The following is a 19,061-nucleotide window of genomic DNA, read 5'->3' on the forward strand; positions in this document are numbered from 1 at the left end:
GATTTAATTAAAAAAGATGAATGGCAATTCTTCTTTTCAGGCTGTAAACTGGCAAGCATACATCATTGAACCAAATGCCGATTTCCGTTCATTGAACTTATTGGCTTGTGGCATCCCGATACGCCGGAACAGATCAGTTAGTTCCGAATACCGGATGGGATACGGTACCCAATGATTGGCATTTTTCGTATCGTATTCTATAATAACGATACTTCCGGTTGGTTTCAGAATGGGAACAATTCTTTTCAGAAAAATTACTTTGTCCGCGATGTAATGCAGGGAATTTGCCATCAGGATTCCATTGAGCTTAGTGTCATGGAATTCGTATTCACTGAAATCTGATTGAACGAATTCCACGCTTACCCCGTTAACGCTTCCTGCCAGGTTTTTTTGGACAACCTTATCTATACACAGAACCCGGCTTTGTTGGGGAAGCAATGTTGCCAGGGCCCTGCTGAACAGTCCGCTCCCGGATCCCAGATCAGCCCAGTGCTGTGGACAATTCCGGAAGATCACCATCGGTTCAAGGAATGATATGGCTTCCCCAGGTTTCATGCGGAAGGTTTTGTGTTAAATTTAGTATTTTCAGGCCCCTCAAAATTTAGCGTATGAAGATCATTGTAAGCTTATGTACTTTTTTTCTGACCTGCTGCCTTGTCTCAGGAACTGCAACTGCCTCACCACGATTTGCCGCACCCATAGAAGGTCGCTGGGATCTGACGGTGAACATGGATGGAAAGGTATTGCCAAGCTGGCTCGAGGTTGTGCATTCAGGGAACAAGTGGCTGGTGGGTCATTTTGTAGGCACAGGTGGCAGCGCAAGGCCCATTTCAAAGATCAATTTCTCGAATAACAAGCTGAGTTTTACCATTCCGCCGCAGTGGGAGGAAGAGGATAACGATATGGTTTTCGAAGCGACTTACCAGGGCGACAGCCTTGTGGGAACCATGATCCACGCGAATGGTAAAACATATAACTGGAGTGGTACGCGTGCTCCACTGTTGAAGAGGGCTTCTGCTCCTGTTTGGGACAAACCCGTAAAACTCCTTAACCAGTCGAACATGGACGGCTGGAAAGCCCTGGGCAAAAACCAGTGGGTGGTGGAAAACGGTGTGCTGAAAAGCCCGCAATCCGGGGCTAACCTGGTTACCGAAAGGAAGTTCAATGATTTTAAGCTTCATATCGAATTCCGTTGTCCCAAGGGTAGCAACAGCGGCGTATACCTCCGTGGCCGTTACGAGGTACAGATTGAAGACAGCAAAGGAAAAGAGCCCCAGAAAGACCTGATGGGTGCAGTATACGGATTCCTGCTGCCAACCGAAATGGCAGCAAAGAATGCGGATGAATGGCAGTCTTATGATATCACACTCGTTGGACGGATTGTGTCAGTTGTCGCGAACGGAAAGCAGATCATCTGCAACCAGGTGATTCCCGGTATCACTGGCGGTGCGCTCGACAGCAGGGAAGGCGAACCAGGCCCCCTGATGTTACAGGGCGATCACGGACCAATTGAATATCGCAATATTGTGATCACGCCAGCGAAATAAGCAAGTAGCTCAGTTCAGAAAAAGACGTACTGATAGGAGAGGGCGACCAGGTTATAGTCATAGCCGGTGTTGGTGAATGCACCGATATGGAACTGGAGTTTAAACGAATGCTGCCAGTTGACCGGTACTGACCAGGTCGCCCCAATCCTCCAGTTGTCCTGCAGATTCCCGGTTGGAACCTCATTTACCCTTGTTTCCCCGCCATCGAACCAGTTCCCGTTAACGCCAATCCACATCTGGTTTTTGAAATAGTAATTGAAATGCCCCTGCAGGCTGAATACCGGCTCCTGCTCCTGGAGCTTGTTGACGAGGTATGATTTGTTTTTGGTGAAGAACCAGATGCCGGCATAAGCTTCCGCATAGAAATTTCTGAATCTTCTTGATATTCCGACCTCGGGCTTGAATGCCCAGCGGTTGCTGCCCAGGTTAATCAGTTTGTCTTTATAATAAAGTCCGAGCGGAACCGAAGTAACAAGGCTGATCCCGAAGATGGTCTTTTGTTTATAGTTCCTGAATTCTTTCGGGCTCAGGGCTGGCGAACCGAACAGGTTAATGCCAACCCTGATCCGCGCATCGCCGAATCCATTGCGGGCGGCAGCAGTATCCCGGCCGTTGATTGTTGCTTTTCCGGAGAGAAAGGTATAGGGAATGGTAAACTGTACCCGGGCAAGTTTCTGGAACAGGCCAAAAGTGCGGACATAGCCAAATCCGAGGTTATGTGCCTTCATTTCTGCGCCGGCAATCGGTTTTGAAGGATCGGTAAGGATGTTTCCCTTTGAATAGGCATACACAAGTGCCAAAGCGTTTGTACCTGTGGGCAGGTTCGCGTATGACCTTGGTTCAAGGTCCTGGCCAATTGCAAAATGAGCCGATATACTTAGAATACCGGTTAGGAATAATCTTTCTACGACTAATTGCAATGACAATACCTTAGAGGTTAAACTTGTTTCTTTCGTATTTAGTCTCTTGCCATCACTGCTGCCATTTTCTTTTCAGGATCACAAGAACATTGGGAGATATCTCCGGTGCTTTCTTCTCAAGGAAGGATGGCCAGTCTGGTTTAGAATCCCGGATGTCAAGGCTTATTTTCCCGCTGAATTTACCAGGCGTGCCATTTGTAGCTTTGGGCTTTCCATTTGCTTTTGCCATGATGATGAATTTGGCGGTGAACAGTGTATACAAAAGACACCTACCGCAAACCCATGCCGCCACAACTGTTGATAAATTTGTCCGGCATTTCAGAAGCTTTTTAAGAAATGGGATTCCCTTTTACATTTTGTGTTGTCAATTTAGAAGTTTAATATTATGCCTTCTGAGAAAGCCACTTGCCATACTGCTGCTGCTTGTACACCTGTTCAATTTTGCGGGGTATGCCCTTCTATTTGAATTTTTCATCAGCAGGGCCGATGCCAGGCACCAGCGACGTATCGAGGCGGGCGCCTATAATGAAAGTCGCCTTAAGGTATTGAAGGTCCCGCTCCGTCTTCCCTACCAGACCGACTGGAAAGAATATGAAAGAGTTGATGGAACCATCGAAATCGCCGGCGTTTATTACAGTTATGTGAAGCGGAAGATCAGCCAGGATACATTGTACCTGGTGTGCCTGCCAAACGATGCGAAAACCAGCCTGAAAAAGGCAAGCAACAACTATGGCCAGGAAACCAATGGCATACAGGGATCCACCGAAAAATCTGACAAGAGCGTAAAGAAACCGGTATTGGGATCTGATTACTGTGAGCAGTCGTTACTGACCGCTACCAGTTCTATGTCTTCAATTATTTCAAAGGAATTTCCCCGGACAATAGAAAGCTGCAGGACTGCAATTTTACCTGCCGCATTCATTCCTCCCGACAATGGCTGCCTGATATAACCAGATTCTTTCACAGCCAATTGTTTCATTATGCCATTTATTGAACTGGAAAGCCACCTGCCTGGTATTACAGGCCTGTTGGAGTTCCGCAAAGATTCTGCCCTTCCCATCAGGGAACTGACGCAATTCCTTTTGCGTGGGCCTTCCTCGCTTACCGAAGGAGAACGCGAACTGATCGCGACTGTTGTTTCAAACGGAAACCAGTGCCGCTTCTGTACAGCAGCGCATACCGCAGCTGCCGACCTGTTACTGGGCGAGACAGATACCGCCAGGCAGGTAAAGGAAAATATTGATGCCGCTCCTGTCAGCGAAAAAATGAGAAGCCTGCTTACCATTGCCGATTTGGTTCGTGTCAGTGGCAAGGCCGTTACGGAAGAAGCCATTAACAATGCGAAAGAAGCCGGCGCCAGCGACATCGAGATCCATGATACGGTGTTGATCGCAGCCCTGTTTTGCCTGTACAATCGCTATGTGGATGGGTTGTCGACTGCGTTGCCTGCGGATCCGGCTTACTTCGGAACCCTTGCCGAGCGACTCGTAAACCATGGGTATACACGGCTACCGCAGGGTTACGACCACCTGAAAAAATAAAAAACTAAACCAACTAACTGAATTTCTCATGCAAAGGACATTATTGTTTCTTTTCCTGTTCGCCTGCCATTTAGTAAACGGGCAGGACATAAAAGTTTCGGGCACAATACAGAATGCCACGAACAATTCGCCGATCGCCAATGCAAGCATCGTAATCAAAGACAAAGTTACCGGCACCGTTTCGGATGCAGAAGGAAGGTTTAGTCTTCCTGTAATGAAAATCAAGCCTCCGTTTATCCTGGTTATCTCCTCCGTAAATTTCAGCCCGCTTGAAGTTACAGTTGACGATGCCGCGATGCCACTGAGCATAACGCTGCATCCACGTCCATGGATGCTGAATGAAGTGGTTACAACTGCAACACGTTTGCCGGAGAACCTGCTCCGTTCTCCTGTTACCATCGAGAAAATGAACCTCCGTGCAGTAAGGGAGAACCCAAGCCTGACCTTTTATGATGGCCTGCAGAGCCTGAAGGGCATGGAAGCGGTTACAAGCAGTCTTACCTACAAACAGGTTAACACCAGGGGATTCAATAGCACCGGTAACAGCAGGTTCCTGCAATTGCTGGATGGAGTGGACAACCAAACCCCGGGTCTCAATTTCGCAGTAGGCAACCAGTTTGGCTCTTCCGATATTGACATGGAAAGTGCAGAACTCATTCCCGGTGCAGCTTCTGCATTGTATGGACCAATGGCATTTAACGGCGTATTGTCGCTGCGTACAAAAGATCCGTTCCAGTACCAGGGCCTTACCGTTCAGGCGAAGACCGGGATCAATCACATAGGTGAAGAAGAGGTAGGTACACATGGGTTATATGATCTTTCCCTCCGTTACGCAAAAGCGTTCAACAACCGGTTTGCATTTAAAGTGAACGCCGCATATCTCTCGGGGCTTGACTGGTACGCCAACGATTATACAGACATCAGCGCACAGACGCCGCCGGCTAACCGCGGACCTTCCAATCCGGGTCGTGACGCACTCAATATTTATGGTGATGAAGTATCCCGCACCCTGCCTGGCATCGGCCTGGTTTCACGTACGGGTTATGAAGAGAAAGACCTGATGAATTATGATGTATACAGCCTGAAACTTAATGGCGCATTACATTACCGGATTACAAATAACCTCGAAGCCATTTACCAGTACAATTTCGGCAAAGGCACTGCCAGTTATACCGGGAGCAGCCGCTTCGACCTGAACAATTTCGTTTTGCAGACCCATCGTCTTGAACTGCGCGGCAGTAATTTCTTTCTCCGTAGCTATGCAGTTTCAGAAAATTCACACGATTCCTATAATACTCGCTCACTGGCCCAATTCATCAACCGTACATGGGTAAAGGACCTGAACGGAAACGCCGTGACTCCTGACCAGGCTGATGCTGCATGGTTCAATCGTTATGCAGCAGCTTACGAAGGATCTGTATCCGGTGTAGCAGGGCAGAGCCACGCTGCTGCAAGGACATTTGCAGACCAGGGCCGCTTCCTTCCCGGAACAGCAGCTTATGAGCAGGCGAAAGATGCTTCCATTCATAACTACGGCCTGAGCGGCGCAGGTGTGTTCAGCAACAGCAAGTTTTATCATACTGAAGGCCAGTATGATTTCAGTCGCTCCGTGAAATATTTCGAACTGATGGCAGGAGGAAGCTTCCGCTATTATGATATGTTCACCAATGGCAGCCTGTTCGACGACAAGGATAAAGCTGTTACCATTAAGGAGTATGGTGCATTTGTCCAGGCCGGTAAAAAACTGCTGGAAGATCGTCTTAAACTCACTGCATCACTGCGTTATGACAAGAATGAGAATTTTGACGGCAGCTTTACACCACGCTTCTCTGCAGTGTATACCGCCGCAAAAGCGCATAGCTTCCGTGCATCCTACCAGACAGGATTCCGCAACCCGACACCGGTTGACCAGTATATCCATTTGAATGTCGGACCTATCACCATCCTGGGCGGCGCACCAAATAACAGCAAGAGCATGAATGTTTATGAAAATTCCTTTACAGCTTCTTCGGTGGGTGCATTCGGACAGGCATTTGGTGCTGCAATGGGTGGCGGTGCAACATTTCCCGACGCGATCAACAATAACAAGGACCTCCTGAAGCAATCGGATGTTGCCTATATCAAACCTGAAAAGCAAAAGGCGTTTGAAGTTGGCTACAAAGGATTGTTTGAGAACACCTTGCTTGTGGATATCAATTTCTATTATGCGACATACCGCGATTTCATCCTGAATACCGTGGTTATCCAGCCTGAGCACAGTGTTACGGGAGGTGATGGCAGCATCAATTTCGATGCGGCTGCCGATATTATCAACGGCGACGTGCATGCATATCAGTTATATACCAACGCCGCTGACAAGGTTTCTTCAAAAGGGCTTTCTGCGGGCGTAACGTATATGATGCCGAAGGGGTACACACTGGGCGGCAACCTGACCTGGTCATCTTTCGATCTGCGCGATGCAAATCCAAACAATGTACCTGCTTTCAATACGCCTAAGTACAGCACAAACATGAGTTTCGGAAACACCAATGCATACAGGAACTTCGGCTTCAACCTTGCATGGCACTGGCAGGATGCATTTGACTGGTACGGTACTTTCAATGGTATGCGTCCCGGAAGGATCAGCAGTTATTCACTGGTAGACCTGCAGTTCAACAAAAAGCTGCCGTCGCTTAAATCCATGATCAAAGTGGGTGGAAGCAATATCCTCAACAATAAGGTTTCCCAGGCATATGGTTCACCTTCCATCGGCGCCATCTACTATGTATCCATCACGTTTGATGAACTCTTAAAATGATCATTATGATTCAAGGCAGAAACTATTATTTAGTCCTCTACATACTTTGCTTTATAGCAAGTATGGTAGGCGGCACTGTTTCCACGCTGATGTCGGTTTACCTGCCCGTGGTGGTCAGGGAATTGCCATCCGATGGCAATTCGGATATCAATGCAGTAAGTGGGTATATCAATGCCCTGTTCATTTACGGATGGGCGATCGGCGGGTTTACCTGGGGATTCATCAGTGACCGGATCGGCAGGAAGAAGGCATTATTGCTTGCGATCACCTGCTACGGTACTTTTACACTACTTACTGGGTTCATGTCAACCTGGTGGATGATCTCAGTCTGCCGGATCTTCAGCGGATTTGGAGTGGGCGGTGTGCTTGTGGTAAGTTTTACGCTGCTGAGCGAAGTGTGGCCTGAACGCAGCAGGGCGGTATTTGTCGGGATCCTTTCCATAGCCTTCCCGATGGGGATCTTTTCAGCCGGTCTTATTAATTACCTCCTGCCTTCGTGGCGGGAGGGATTTATGATCGGCATAGTTCCCCTGCTGGTGGCATTGATTGGCAGCCTGGTTTTACAGGAATCAGAGAGCTGGAAGAAACAGAAAGAGCAAGGTACGGGCAGTGCTACTCCATTTTCGAACGTTCATAAACGTGAGTTGATCACCGGCTCTATTACGTTCGGTTCAATGCTCATAGGGTTGTGGGCTATATTTTCCTGGTTACCTACATGGGTGCAACAGCTATCCATATCAGCTGATGCGGGCAGGGAGCGGGGATTGAGTATGATGTGCCTCGGGGTAGGTGGACTGACCGGTGGATTCTTTTCGGGATGGCTGGTGAAATGGCTTGGACCTCGTAAGTCGATGATGGTTTGTTTTACTGTGTGCGCATTGCTGTCATTCCTGCTCTTTAAGACCAATAATAATGTTACCGGGCTTGTATTCGCTGAGATCGGCATACTGGCTTTTTTCTTTGGTGCCAGCCAGGGTGTGTTGTCATCCTACATTCCGCAACTGTTTCCGACGCCTGTGCGGGCCACGGCCACCGGCTTTTGTTTCAATATAGGCAGGTTGTTTACTGCAACGGCTGTATTATTTGTCGGTCTGCTCGTTACGGTGCTCGGAGGTTTTGGTAACGCGCTTTATATTTTTTCGTTAGTATTTCCACTTGGACTTATTTCCACTTTCTGGTTAAAGAAAACAACTTAAAAGAATTTATATGGCACACATCAATGTTCCCGAAGGAGTACCTGGTATCAGGTCGCTTGTAATGTTCCGGCCCGAAACCGGCAAACATCTTTATGACCTTGCACAGGTTCTGTTGCGTGACGAATCGCCGCTGACCCAGGCGGAAAGAGAGCTGATCGCCGCCTACGTGTCGCGGCTTAACGAATGTGTATTTTGTTCAAACAGTCATGCTGCAGCGGCCCGATGCCTGTATGATGGCGATCGTGGACTGGTGGATGAAGTGTTGCAGGACATGCAAGCCTCTTCTATCAGTGATAAAATGAAAAGCCTGTTGCATATCGCTGGTAAAGTGCAGGTACTTGGTAAGGAAGTTAACGCAGATGATATTGCTGCGGCCCGCTCGCAGGGCGCAACGGATCGGGAGCTGCATGATACAGTTTTGATAGCAGCAGCGTTCTGCATGTTCAATAGGTACGTTGACGGACTGGCCACACTTACACCGCAGGAGCCGGAAGCCTATGCGGAAATGGGTGTAAGAATGGTGGAAAAAGGATACGTATTACCTCAACAACCAATTCAATCATAAACGCAACCAATATGGCACATATCGATTTGCAAAATGACCTTCCGGGCATACGCGGACTGATGGCGTATCGACCGGAAACAGCTGCGCACCTGAATGCCCTTGCAGAAATCCTGTTGCGCGATGATGACAATACCCTGACACGGGGTGAGCGTGAACTGATAGGTACCTATGTGTCATACCTGAATGATTGTCATTTCTGTCAGCAGGTACACGGTGCACTGGCAGGTCATTATTTCGAATGTTCAGTGGAAGAAATCGATGCCATAAAAAGTAACGGAACCTCGGACATGGTTTCGCCAAAAATGACTGCTTTACTCGCCATTGCTGCCAAAGTGCAGCAGGGCGGGAAGCAGGTAACGTCCGGACTGGTCGACAAAGCCCGGGAAGCGGGTGCCTCAGACCGTGAGATCCACGATACTGTTCTTATTTCGGCATCATTCTGCATGTTCAACAGGTATGTCGACGGATTGGGAACATGGGCACCTGAGGACCGGCAATTCTACCTGAACCGCGCTCCGCAGCGGGCGAAGGAAGGTTACCTGATGACCGATCTCAAAAAGTGATTCGGCCAGCGCATTATTGTTTCCATTCGATGTAAGGATAATCGGCCAGGATATCTATCTCGCAAGCAATAACAGCGTTCCGTTTCCTATTTGCAATGGAGACTGAACAAAAGATATTTACTGATGATTTCAAACGGGGAGTAAAATTTCTGGCATCTAATAATGGCAGGCACCTGATAACTGATTCCACAACGAATTCTCCGCAGTTTTTCGGAATGAATGAACAGCAGTCTTCACCTGGTGGGTTTCCCGGAAACGTTTTTGTGTTAATAGATGGACTTACAACGTCAGCAGCGGGGCTACTGGTTATGATTTCGCATTACCAACTGTATTTGGCGCCCCCGGAAGGAACGTCAAGGATGGTTGTATTATGCCGGAATACCGGCCAGGCCGATCGATCAGCGACCTTTTAAATGGGACTGATAAAGACCTGGAATTCGCTGTAAGCCTGATCAAATAAACTATTGCAATGCTTGAAAAAATGTATTAACTTAAAGTAACCGCCAGACAAACACATATTCCTAACCGAAAATCGAGTGTCAGTTGTCGGGTCCAATACTTCCCGGCATTTGTGGAATTTTCTTCTTTTCCGTTTAGCCTGTAAAAACTTCATAAATCAGCCAGTAATCCGTGTGAGCAACCTTACTGATGGAAATGAACCTGCCATCTTCAAACCTCCACAATATGAAAAAGTTCTTTTTTGCAGCCCTGGTTTTATGCCTTGCGTTTGGCGCATGTCAAAAGAGCGGTGAAGACGATAATGACCAGCCCCCGACAAAGACTGAAATCCTCACTTCCGGTAGTTGGAGAATATCTGGATATGAAGTCGATACATTAGGTGATGGCACTTTTGAAATTGATGTTTACAGCCTCGTATTTGAAGATTGTGACAAGGATGATTTTCTTGTGTTCAAGACCAGTGGTGACCTGGATTTTGATGAGGGGCCTTCAAAATGTGAGGACAGTGATCCGCAGGTATATACACTCTCCTGGCGACTTCTTGACAGCGATACAAAGCTTGAAATTGAAGGAGACCCCTACGACATTATGGAACTGAGTAATTCAACTCTGAAACTTGTCTATATGGACCAGGGTGCATATGGGGAAAGAATAACGATGGTCAAAAGGTAGTAAACGGGTGTGTTTTACCGTATAACCACATTTTGATTTTCTGCGGAATTTAGGTAGCTTACCTGACCATGCCGTTCCCCCGCGTACAAATCGCTTAATTTTAAAACACATACCGATGAAGCGAATTCCGGCTATCCTTGCCATCTGTCCTGTCCTGTTTTTATTTTCCTGCGGAAACCAGGCTCCTAAGGAAGAAGAAACAAAAACGGCCGATACCGCAACCATTTCACCAGTTGCAACTGAAACGGCTGAGCCCACTTTTACTCCGTTCAAGGCGGTGGTCATACAACATAAAATCAAGAATTTTGATAAATCCAGGGAAGGATATTTCAATCGCGATACCATTCGCCGGGAGTATGGAATCAGCCATTTCGTAATGGGACGTTTGGAGACTGATTCCAATATGGTATTTGTGATGGATAAAGTTGAAGATGTTGAAAAATCCAAGGAGTTCTTTAAGCAGGACAAGGTAAAAGACCTGATGAAGAAAGCCGGAGTGAGCAGTCCACCCGGTTATTCTTATGTGGAAGTGGTTCGGATGAGGGATGCTCCAAGTCAATACACCCAGGGACTTTCAATTGCGCACCATGTAAAGGACTATGCTGCCTGGCTCAAAGCCTATGATGCGGAAGGAGAAGCAACCAGGGCTTCGCACGGATTGATAGACCGTGGTATAGCGCGTGATCTCAATGACTCAAATATGGTATATGTGATCTTCGTTGTGAGTGATCCGGAAAAAGCGAAAGCACGGGTTAAATCGCCGGAATTAAAGAAGATCATGGAAGATGCCGGAGTGGATAGTCCACCGACGATCCGTTGGTTTAAAGAACTGGAAAGATAAGATCAGATAATACTCATCAGGTTGCCGATGCGGTACTCAGTCATCAGTGACTGGTCCATCTCCTCTTCATTATCATTAACTGCCTGGCCCGGAGATATATGTGCGTTCGGACAGGTTTGCGCGTGCATGCCCGTCCGGTTGCTGTTGCCGGAACGCATCTGCGTGCTAAACAGCAGCAATGCCAGGAGCAGTACCAGTTGTCGGGGTAGAGTTTTCATCGTTTGCAATTTTCGGCGATCTGTTCCAGGACTCTTTTAACCGTCTGGATATCCGCAGCGCTTACCTCTTTAAGTGCAATACGCCTGTTTGCTGCGATTACCGGTTTCATTGATTCCAACATGTTTACCGCCTTATTTGTGATAGTTAAGTTTGTCTTCCGCCGGTCTGTTGCATGTACTGTCCTCTCCAGGAAGCCATTCGTTACCAGCAGGTCAATGATGCGGGTCACGGATGCATTATCCTTGAACACCATTTCTGCCAGGTCCTGCTGTTTGATACCCGGGTTCTCTACAAGTGCCTGCAATACCAGCCATTGATCAATTGTAATGTCAAACCCGTTTTCCCTGATCTGCTTCTGCGCATACTGCCGGTAAGACCTGATTGCCTTGTCTATACTGTAAAAAATGACGTCTGAGAGCCTTGACTGAACCGCTGTTTTGTTTGACATGCCATTAATTGATATGTCAAAGATTAGGCGAATATTTGATATATCAAAATTTTATTCTGAAAATATTGATCTACCTGTTAATCCAGTTGGTTACCGCCTGGACAAACTCCCTGTTCTTTTCATAATAGAGGATGTGTCCGCCACTGATCTTCACAACTTTCTGATTTGGGTACCTGAACAGCTTGTAATGGTCGGGCCCGATATTGTTATCCTTAGTGCCGGAGATGACCAGTACAGGCATTTTAACCTGTTGCGTTTCTGTAGTGAAATCGCGGAAATACACTGGTGAGCTCAGGGCGTTTTGTGCGAAAGTATAGTTGCGGGGCATGCAGTTGTCGATACTGTCCAGCCTATCGACGGCAGCCTTGTTATCGGACAGCATTTTGTAATCGAGATGCCGCTTGCTCAGCAAAGACTTTGCTTCCATGAATGGTGTCATGATCGAATCTCTGTTGGTCACCATTACATTTTCACCCAGCAATTTATTAATAAACTGAATCTGGTTAATCAGGGAATTATTAATGGAAAGTGTTGAGTTGAGGAGGACCAGCCCTTTGACATGCTGTGGATACCGGAGCGCATAGGAATGTGCAAGAATGCCGCCGAAGGAGTGGCCCATGACATATACCTTATCCACCCCCGATAGCATACGAATCTCTTCAATATCATTGACCATCCTTTCCACGCTGTAATCTTTGTTGGCAGGAGAGCCAGACCTGCCACAACCCCGCTGGTCGAAATAGTACATGGCAAGATTCTTTTCAAGTGCATTACCGCCCATGGCTTCAAAGGAAAAGCTCCATGCACCCGGTCCTCCGTGAACAAAAATGCAGGGAATACCCTTGCCTGCAATTTTCAGGTATAGTTGTACACTGTCCGAAGTCAGGATGGAGCTGTCGTTGAGTCGTTGTGCAGTACGCTGTTGGGCAAAACAGTCAGATAGGCAGGCAGTGATGGCCAGGGCGACCAGGAGTAAATGTTTCATAGTTTGTAAAGGAGTTGCAAATGTACAACGACGTATTTGTAAAAAATTGTAGGTTTGCATCTTCACGCAATCATTCAACATGTAGAATTAATTTCTTTTTGAAGCGCACACTTATGATTTTTCACCTTCAACAAAGAAATTATGCTTATTCTTCAGCATTTAACATATTTCCATCCCAATAAAGACCTGTTATTCGAAAACCTTGACCTTACCATCAGAGGCCGGAACAAAATGGCATTGGTCGGTAAGAACGGAATAGGTAAGTCCACATTATTGAAGATTATGGCCGGTGAACTGCAGCCATCCTCAGGTACTGTGACCAGTTCTTCTCTACCGTATTATATTCCCCAACTGTTCGGCCAGTTTGACCAATACAGTATTGGAAGTGCTTTACGCGTCGACGGAAAGCTCCGGGCACTGCGTGAGATAACCGAAGGCCATGTAACAAATGAAAACCTCGCAAACCTGGATGAAGACTGGACCATTGAAGAGCGTTGCAGGGAGGCCTTAGCATACTGGGATCTTGATGGGCTTGACCTGGGAAGTCCGATTGGTAAACTCAGCGGGGGACAAAAAACAAAAGTCTTTCTTGCAGGCATTGCTATTCACCAGCCGGAAATTGCCTTGCTTGATGAGCCGAGCAACCATCTTGATCTTTCAGCCAGGCGATTGTTGTATGATTTTTTCAAGACCAGTAAATGTACAATGCTCGTGGTCAGTCACGACCGGAAATTGCTGGATCTTCCCGATACTGTAGTTGAACTTGACAAGAATGGACTTACGACCTACGGTGGTAATTATAGTTTTTACAGGGCACAGAAACAGATGGAGAAAAATGCATTTGACCATGAGCTCCGGGCAAAGGAAAAAGAGTTGAGAAAAGCGAAAGAAACAGCCCGTGAAACTGCCGAAAAGCAACAGCGTCATAACGCACGAGGAAAGAAAAAGCAGGAAAAGGCCGGAATGCCCACTATTCTGATCAACAGCATGCGGAACAGTGCAGAGAACAGTACTGCACGACTAAAGGGCATTCATGCCGAAAAAGTAGGAGCGGTTTCGGACGCGTTGAATGAGCTGCGAAAGGAATTGCCGGACCTGGATAAAATGAAATTTGGCTTTGACAACTCCACCCTGCACAAGGGAAAGATCCTGGTGAGTGCAAAGGGAGTCAATTTCGGTTATGGCACCCGGTTATTATGGGATAATCCAATCGATTTCCAGGTTTTGAGTGGTGAGAGGATAGCGCTTAAAGGCAATAATGGATCAGGTAAGACTACGCTGATCAGGATGATCACCGGTGACATTGAGCCGGTCTCAGGATCCATCCAGCGGGCCATTGATAAAACAGTGTATATCGACCAGGATTATTCCATTGTTGATAACAATATCACCGTTTTTGAACAGGTCGGGCGATTCAATCATTCGCGTCTGCAGGAACATGAGTTGAAGTCCAGGCTGAATCGTTTTTTGTTTACGAAGGAAGACTGGGACAAAGCAGGTGTCTCACTTAGTGGCGGCGAGAAAATGCGGCTGACACTTTGTTGCCTGACCATCAGCGAACATGCACCGGATATCATCATCCTGGATGAGCCGACAAATAACCTTGATATCCAGAACATGGAAATACTGACTGCAGCTATCAATGAGTATATGGGAACCCTGATCGTTGTTTCACACGACGAACACTTCCTCGAGAGTGTCCGGACAGTACGGAGCATTGACCTTAACTCAATGGGCAGCTGTTGACGGATCCTTTCCTTCTACAAGGAATGAACGGAAAGCCTCGAGCAATGCGTCGGATGTATTTGAATTGGTAAAGATGACATAGCCCATTTTGAGATCCTGGTATACTTCGAACTTGCATTTGAAATCACCATTGTTGCCGCCGTGGCCAAAGGTTTTGCCGTAAGGCGTTTCACGGATCTCAAGGCTCATTCCCATGTAGGAAGGATACCTGGGCATTTCTTCACCCGGGTCGTATTTGTAATCCGAGTGTTTTTTAAACATGGTTGAATATGTATTGGCATCAAGGCCTTTTTGTTCAAGCAGGTTGATCATGAATTTTGTGAAAATCGAAGCCTCTGTTCGCATTGACCAGGCCATGCCGGGTGACTCATTAAGATCATCGAAGGTTGGCAGCATGTCGTAGTGGCCGTTGGCTACCATTGCCCTGAGTGAATCGTTCCTGGAAAAAAAAGTATGGTAAAGCCCTATCGGAGTTATGACTTCTTCCTGTAAAACCTGTTCCACTTTTTTGCCGGTGATCTTTTCAACAACGAGTTTAAGGTATTCAAACCCTTCGCCGGAATAATTGAAGTCAGTACCAGGAGTAAATCGGAGATTGAGTTTACCGTCATCATTCATCGATCTCCAGTTCGGAAAGCCAGTTCTGTGTGTCAGTACGTGCCGGGCTGTCATCAACTTGTAGCGCTCATCATATTCGATGTCTGCATAGGGAAGATACTGGTATAAAGGCTTGTCCAGGTCGATCGTGCCCCGCTCTGCAAGTCGCTGAACAACGTAAGCAAATACAGGTTTTGTGATGGATGCAGCTTCGAATAAAGTAATGTCGTCAACCCGTTTACCGGTTACGGCATTGCGTACTCCGTAGGTCTTGTGATAGATCATTTTGCCATCCTTTACCAGGGCAAGTGAAACTCCGGGAATGAGATAGTATTTCTGGTATGTGCTGATGAAGCTGTCTACCCGTGCGGCAGTTGCTTCATCAAATTTAAACAGCACTCCCTTATCCGGTATCAGGTCAGGAGCGGGTATACCCCGGAGAATGAGAGGGGTTATAACCGTTTGCTTTCCTGCTTTTGCAACAACCGGGTGTGGCGCCTGTTGTGCGGTACTATAGACATGCTTGTCGGTACGGTAATAGTCGTCGGTAAAGCTGACATCATATTTCCCTTCCGGCACTTCTGTGAGGTAGTTTCCGGTACTGTCAACTTCTGCCTGGATCCAGCGTTTCGGTTGATCAGTCGAAATAAGCCTTACGCTCCCGGGAAGTTTCTCGTTCAGGCCATTGTCCCAGTTGACTTTGCCCTGTACATGAGCCAGTTTTTCTTTCGACGGTAACAGTAATACGTCACCCAGGTGATTAGGGTTCCGGATTTTCATGCTACCCTTTCCCCATCCATGAGCAGTAAAACTTCCGTCTGTGTCCTTGTCGAAGATGTTGAAATCGATCCCGATCGATTTGCCCACTTCGAACTGGTCTCCAAGGGCGATTCTCCATTCATATGTCCGCGTGTTTCCGTTCCTGGCAACCGCCACTTCCATTATATCCCAGGAAGCCTTGCTGGTGAACGGATCGTAAAATGAATTATTGATATTCCGCAACTTCTTGCTGTACATGAAGGAGGCTACACCTGAACCGAAAGGCAGGTGGCGGCCATCAATACAGAGTTCCAGGCAATCCTGTGAATTAAACCGCACGTTTGCGGAAGTGTCTTCAACAAAGTCGTTATCGGTAATAGTCAATGCAAGGTAAAATGACCTGTTATCCTGTCGGTATCCTACCTGGAACCAGGCGGAAAAATCGTCGTCGCCACTAGGTTTTGTCTCCGACAGCAGCGTGTTGACTGAGTACCTGCGGCCATCCTGGGGCCAGTCGGACAAATTTCCATCAACAATTATTTTGCCTAGCGGATATGCATAGGCGATTACGCCATTATGGGCTTGAAGTTGCTGCACAAATAATAGTGCCGGCAGTAACAGGCAGGCATAAATAGCTTTCCGCATATATATTGTTTATTCGGTTCTTAAGCTTTTCACCGGGTTGATCAATGCAGCTTTGATCGCCTGGAAACTCACAGTAAGCAAAGTAATGATCAACGCACCTGCTCCGGCAGCGATGAATATCCACCAGCTCAGACTTGTCCGGTACGTATAATGCTGCAGCCAGTTATGCATGAAGTACCAGGATAGGGGACCGGCAATAAACAGTGAAATACCCACCAGCACCAGGAACTGTTTTGAAAGCAATTGCCACAGGTTGGTAACAGAAGCTCCCAATACTTTCCGGATTCCTATTTCTTTTGTCCGCTGTTCAGCAACAAAAGAGGCAAGACCGAAGAGTCCGAGGCAGGAAATAAAGATGGCCAGGACAGCAAAGCTGGTCGCGAGTTTGCCGATCCTTTCTTCTTCGCCAAACTTCCGGTTAAACTCCTCGTCAACAAAATCGAATTGAAAGACGGAAGCCGGATCATATTTTTTGAAAGTATTCTCGATCCGCTCTTTGGCGACACCGGGTGCAAGTGCAGGGTTAACCCGCATAGTGAGGACATTCCCCTGTTCAGGAGAAACGTGAAACATGGCTGCCCTGACAGGTTCATATGGCGATTCCACGAGCATATCTTTAACTACTCCAACAACTATATAAGGCTTGTCTTCCCACTTTAATACTTTGCCGATGGGCTCTTTAAACCCGATGAATTTTACGGCAGATTCATTCAGGATAAAGGCTAAGCTGTCAGTTGCGAACTCGCGTGAAAAGTCGCGCCCCTGCAAGATCTCCCAGCCGATCACTTTCCCGAATTCATGGGTGACGCCGTTGTTTGGAAAGTCCACTGCCTGGTTAGGATCTTTTCCTTCCCAGTTAAACCCGCCGTTGCTGTTCCATACAGCGGTAGCGGGACTAAAGGATTCCGTCATCTCAACTAACACATTGCTGGTTTTCAACTCATGCCGGAGCGCTTCAAATTTGCCGTGGATCACTTCGTTTACGCCTACAGATATCAGGCTTTCCTTGTTGTATCCTACGGGCCTGTTGCGTGCATGTTCGATCTGCTGGTAAACTACTATTGTACCTATAATCAGGATTACAGAGACCGCGAATTGCAGTACAACCAGCGTTTCCCGCGGAATGGATGCAAAGCGTCCTGCCCGGAATGTTCCCTTCAGAACTTTAACCGGCTTGAATGACGAAAGATATAAAGCAGGATAACTGCCGGCTATTAACCCTGTAAAGAGGCAGACGATCAAACCAAGCAACCAGAAGAAGGGGTTTGACCAGAGCAGTGACAGTTTCTTATCAGCAATCTCGTTGAATAGTGGAAGCGCCAGCAGCACCAATCCCAGTGAAAGCAGGAAGGCAATAAATACCACGAGGAACGATTCACTGAAGAACTGTAATACCAGTTGCTGGCGAAGTGATCCTATCGCCTTACGCACGCCAACTTCGCGGGCCCTTTTCTCTGACCTTGCAGTGCTCAGGTTCATGAAATTAATACAGGCCAGCAGGAGTACAAAAGCGCCTACAGTTCCAAACAGCCAGACATATTGAATGCGCCCACCGGTATTGACACCATTTTTGAAATCGTCGTACAGGTGCCATTTACTCATAGGCTGCAGGAACACCTGGGCCTTGTATTTTTTCTCATCTTCGCCGACGACATCGAATTTTACGTTCCTGATTTTTGCCGACACTTTTTCCATTTCGGCATTGTCGGCCAGTTGGGCGAAAGTACGGGTGAAGTTACTTCCCCAAGGGTTTTCCATCTTCTCGACAAACGGGTTCTGGATCAGGTAAAGCGACCAGGGAAGAATGAATGTAAGGTCGCGGAACGAAGTATTGTAAGGAAGGTCCGCATATACGCCGGTAACTTTCACGTCAACCTTATTGTCTACCCGAAGTGTTTTGTTCAGTGGATTTTCATTACCGAATAATGTTTTAGCTGTTGACTCGGAAACGAGAATAGTGTAAGGGTCTTTAAGACCGTTCCTGCTTCCTTTAATCATTTTGAGGGAAAGCATATCCGGTGCTTCCGGTTCAAAGAATGAGCCGTCGCGCCGGAACTTCCTGTCACCATTTGCGAGTGTATGCTGGAAGTTCCATGAGCATTGCAGAACATACTTAAAATCACTTCCGTATTTGCGGCGGATCTCACCTGCCATCACAGCCGGGTTTGCAACCTGGGTTCCGATTTCGCCATTGAATGTCTGGTGTTGCATCACCTGGGCTATCCGGTCATAATTCTGGTGATACTTGTTGAAAGATAATTCATCCCAGATCCAGAGGCCGATCAGGATCGTAACGGCCATTCCTACTGCCAGCCCGCCGATGTTGATGGCAGAGTATCCCTTGCTTTTGATAAGGTTGCGCAGGGCTACTATGAAGTAGTTTCTCAGCATCCATAGAGGCTTTTGTATTGCCTGAACTGAAAGTAATTTATTTTTACCGCAACGCACCCGTGATTATATGGCAACGATCAGATATTTATTTGTACTGCTTAGTTTATGTTTAAACGTTTTTGTTTCTTTCGCCCAAAGCCCGGATTCAGCCCGGCAAGCCCAGGATACGG

18 protein-coding genes are annotated in these 19,061 nt (G+C 47.2%); 10 read left to right on the forward strand and 8 right to left on the reverse strand.

Going from position 1 to position 19,061, the window contains the following annotated elements:
* Positions 1-36 precede the first annotated feature (36 nt).
* Complete coding sequence (locus tag OI18_RS02080; protein WP_052272785.1) at positions 37-555, reverse strand: class I SAM-dependent methyltransferase; 519 nt, start codon at positions 553-555, stop codon at positions 37-39.
* A 53-nt stretch (positions 556-608) separates the two neighbouring features.
* Here OI18_RS02080 and OI18_RS02085 point away from each other — a divergent pair, with 53 nt between their 5' ends.
* Entirely contained in the window at positions 609-1,547 is a 939-nt protein-coding gene (locus OI18_RS02085) for a 3-keto-disaccharide hydrolase (RefSeq protein WP_039136736.1), read from the forward strand.
* A gap of 14 nt (positions 1,548-1,561) precedes the next feature.
* Here OI18_RS02085 and OI18_RS02090 read toward each other — a convergent pair whose 3' ends face one another.
* Complete coding sequence (locus OI18_RS02090) at positions 1,562-2,473, reverse strand: transporter (protein ID WP_072038933.1); 912 nt, start codon at positions 2,471-2,473, stop codon at positions 1,562-1,564.
* A gap of 46 nt (positions 2,474-2,519) precedes the next feature.
* Positions 2,520-2,696, reverse strand: coding sequence for a hypothetical protein (locus tag OI18_RS24615; RefSeq protein ID WP_160290181.1), 177 nt, complete (start codon positions 2,694-2,696; stop codon positions 2,520-2,522).
* Positions 2,697-2,823: 127 nt separating this feature from the next.
* Between OI18_RS24615 and OI18_RS02095 the strand changes: the two genes are divergently transcribed.
* The 8 genes from OI18_RS02095 to OI18_RS02135 all read left to right on the forward strand — a co-directional run bounded on the left by OI18_RS02095 (position 2,824) and on the right by OI18_RS02135 (position 11,101).
* Positions 2,824-3,417, forward strand: a complete 594-nt coding sequence (locus OI18_RS02095) for a hypothetical protein (RefSeq protein WP_152616703.1) — start codon at positions 2,824-2,826, stop codon at positions 3,415-3,417.
* A gap of 30 nt (positions 3,418-3,447) precedes the next feature.
* On the forward strand, positions 3,448-4,008 hold the full coding sequence (locus OI18_RS02100; protein WP_039136740.1) for a carboxymuconolactone decarboxylase family protein: 561 nt from the start codon (positions 3,448-3,450) through the stop codon (positions 4,006-4,008).
* Between the two features lie 28 nt (positions 4,009-4,036).
* Positions 4,037-6,805, forward strand: a complete 2,769-nt coding sequence (locus OI18_RS02105) for a TonB-dependent receptor (RefSeq protein ID WP_039136741.1) — start codon at positions 4,037-4,039, stop codon at positions 6,803-6,805.
* Between the two features lie 5 nt (positions 6,806-6,810).
* Positions 6,811-8,001 (forward strand): MFS transporter, encoded by a 1,191-nt coding sequence (locus tag OI18_RS02110; protein ID WP_039137042.1) that lies wholly within the window; start codon positions 6,811-6,813, stop codon positions 7,999-8,001.
* Positions 8,002-8,011: 10 nt separating this feature from the next.
* On the forward strand, positions 8,012-8,566 hold the full coding sequence (locus tag OI18_RS02115; RefSeq protein WP_039136742.1) for a carboxymuconolactone decarboxylase family protein: 555 nt from the start codon (positions 8,012-8,014) through the stop codon (positions 8,564-8,566).
* Positions 8,567-8,577: 11 nt separating this feature from the next.
* Positions 8,578-9,129 carry a carboxymuconolactone decarboxylase family protein gene (locus OI18_RS02120; RefSeq protein WP_039136743.1) on the forward strand — a complete coding sequence of 184 codons (552 nt, stop codon included), beginning with the start codon at positions 8,578-8,580 and terminating at the stop codon, positions 9,127-9,129.
* A 684-nt stretch (positions 9,130-9,813) separates the two neighbouring features.
* Positions 9,814-10,260, forward strand: coding sequence for a hypothetical protein (locus tag OI18_RS02130; protein WP_152616704.1), 447 nt, complete (start codon positions 9,814-9,816; stop codon positions 10,258-10,260).
* Between the two features lie 115 nt (positions 10,261-10,375).
* Positions 10,376-11,101 (forward strand): hypothetical protein, encoded by a 726-nt coding sequence (locus OI18_RS02135; protein ID WP_039136748.1) that lies wholly within the window; start codon positions 10,376-10,378, stop codon positions 11,099-11,101.
* Between the two features lie 2 nt (positions 11,102-11,103).
* On the opposite strand, the gene OI18_RS02140 is transcribed toward OI18_RS02135, so the two are convergent.
* The 3 genes from OI18_RS02140 to OI18_RS02150 all read right to left on the reverse strand — a co-directional run bounded on the left by OI18_RS02140 (position 11,104) and on the right by OI18_RS02150 (position 12,753).
* Positions 11,104-11,319 carry a hypothetical protein gene (locus OI18_RS02140; RefSeq protein ID WP_039136749.1) on the reverse strand — a complete coding sequence of 72 codons (216 nt, stop codon included), beginning with the start codon at positions 11,317-11,319 and terminating at the stop codon, positions 11,104-11,106.
* Complete coding sequence (locus tag OI18_RS02145; protein WP_039136750.1) at positions 11,316-11,768, reverse strand: MarR family winged helix-turn-helix transcriptional regulator; 453 nt, start codon at positions 11,766-11,768, stop codon at positions 11,316-11,318. The genes OI18_RS02140 and OI18_RS02145 overlap by 4 nt, the downstream gene beginning before the upstream one ends.
* Positions 11,769-11,838: 70 nt before the next feature.
* Positions 11,839-12,753, reverse strand: coding sequence for an alpha/beta fold hydrolase (locus OI18_RS02150; RefSeq protein ID WP_052272788.1), 915 nt, complete (start codon positions 12,751-12,753; stop codon positions 11,839-11,841).
* Between the two features lie 141 nt (positions 12,754-12,894).
* On the opposite strand from OI18_RS02150, the gene abc-f reads away from it, so the two are divergent.
* Positions 12,895-14,499 carry a ribosomal protection-like ABC-F family protein gene (gene abc-f, locus OI18_RS02155; RefSeq protein ID WP_039136751.1) on the forward strand — a complete coding sequence of 535 codons (1,605 nt, stop codon included), beginning with the start codon at positions 12,895-12,897 and terminating at the stop codon, positions 14,497-14,499.
* Here the strand turns inward: abc-f and OI18_RS02160 are convergent.
* Entirely contained in the window at positions 14,482-16,500 is a 2,019-nt protein-coding gene (locus OI18_RS02160; RefSeq protein WP_039136754.1) for a serine hydrolase, read from the reverse strand. The genes abc-f and OI18_RS02160 overlap by 18 nt on opposite strands.
* 9 nt (positions 16,501-16,509) lie before the next feature.
* The gene (locus OI18_RS02165) at positions 16,510-18,891 is read right to left on the reverse strand and encodes an ABC transporter permease (protein WP_039136756.1); all 2,382 of its coding nucleotides are present in this window, start codon (positions 18,889-18,891) and stop codon (positions 16,510-16,512) included.
* Positions 18,892-19,061 lie beyond the last annotated feature (170 nt).

It is taken from the genome of Flavihumibacter solisilvae, from assembly GCF_000814475.1.
GTDB lineage: Bacteria > Bacteroidota > Bacteroidia > Chitinophagales > Chitinophagaceae > Flavihumibacter > Flavihumibacter solisilvae.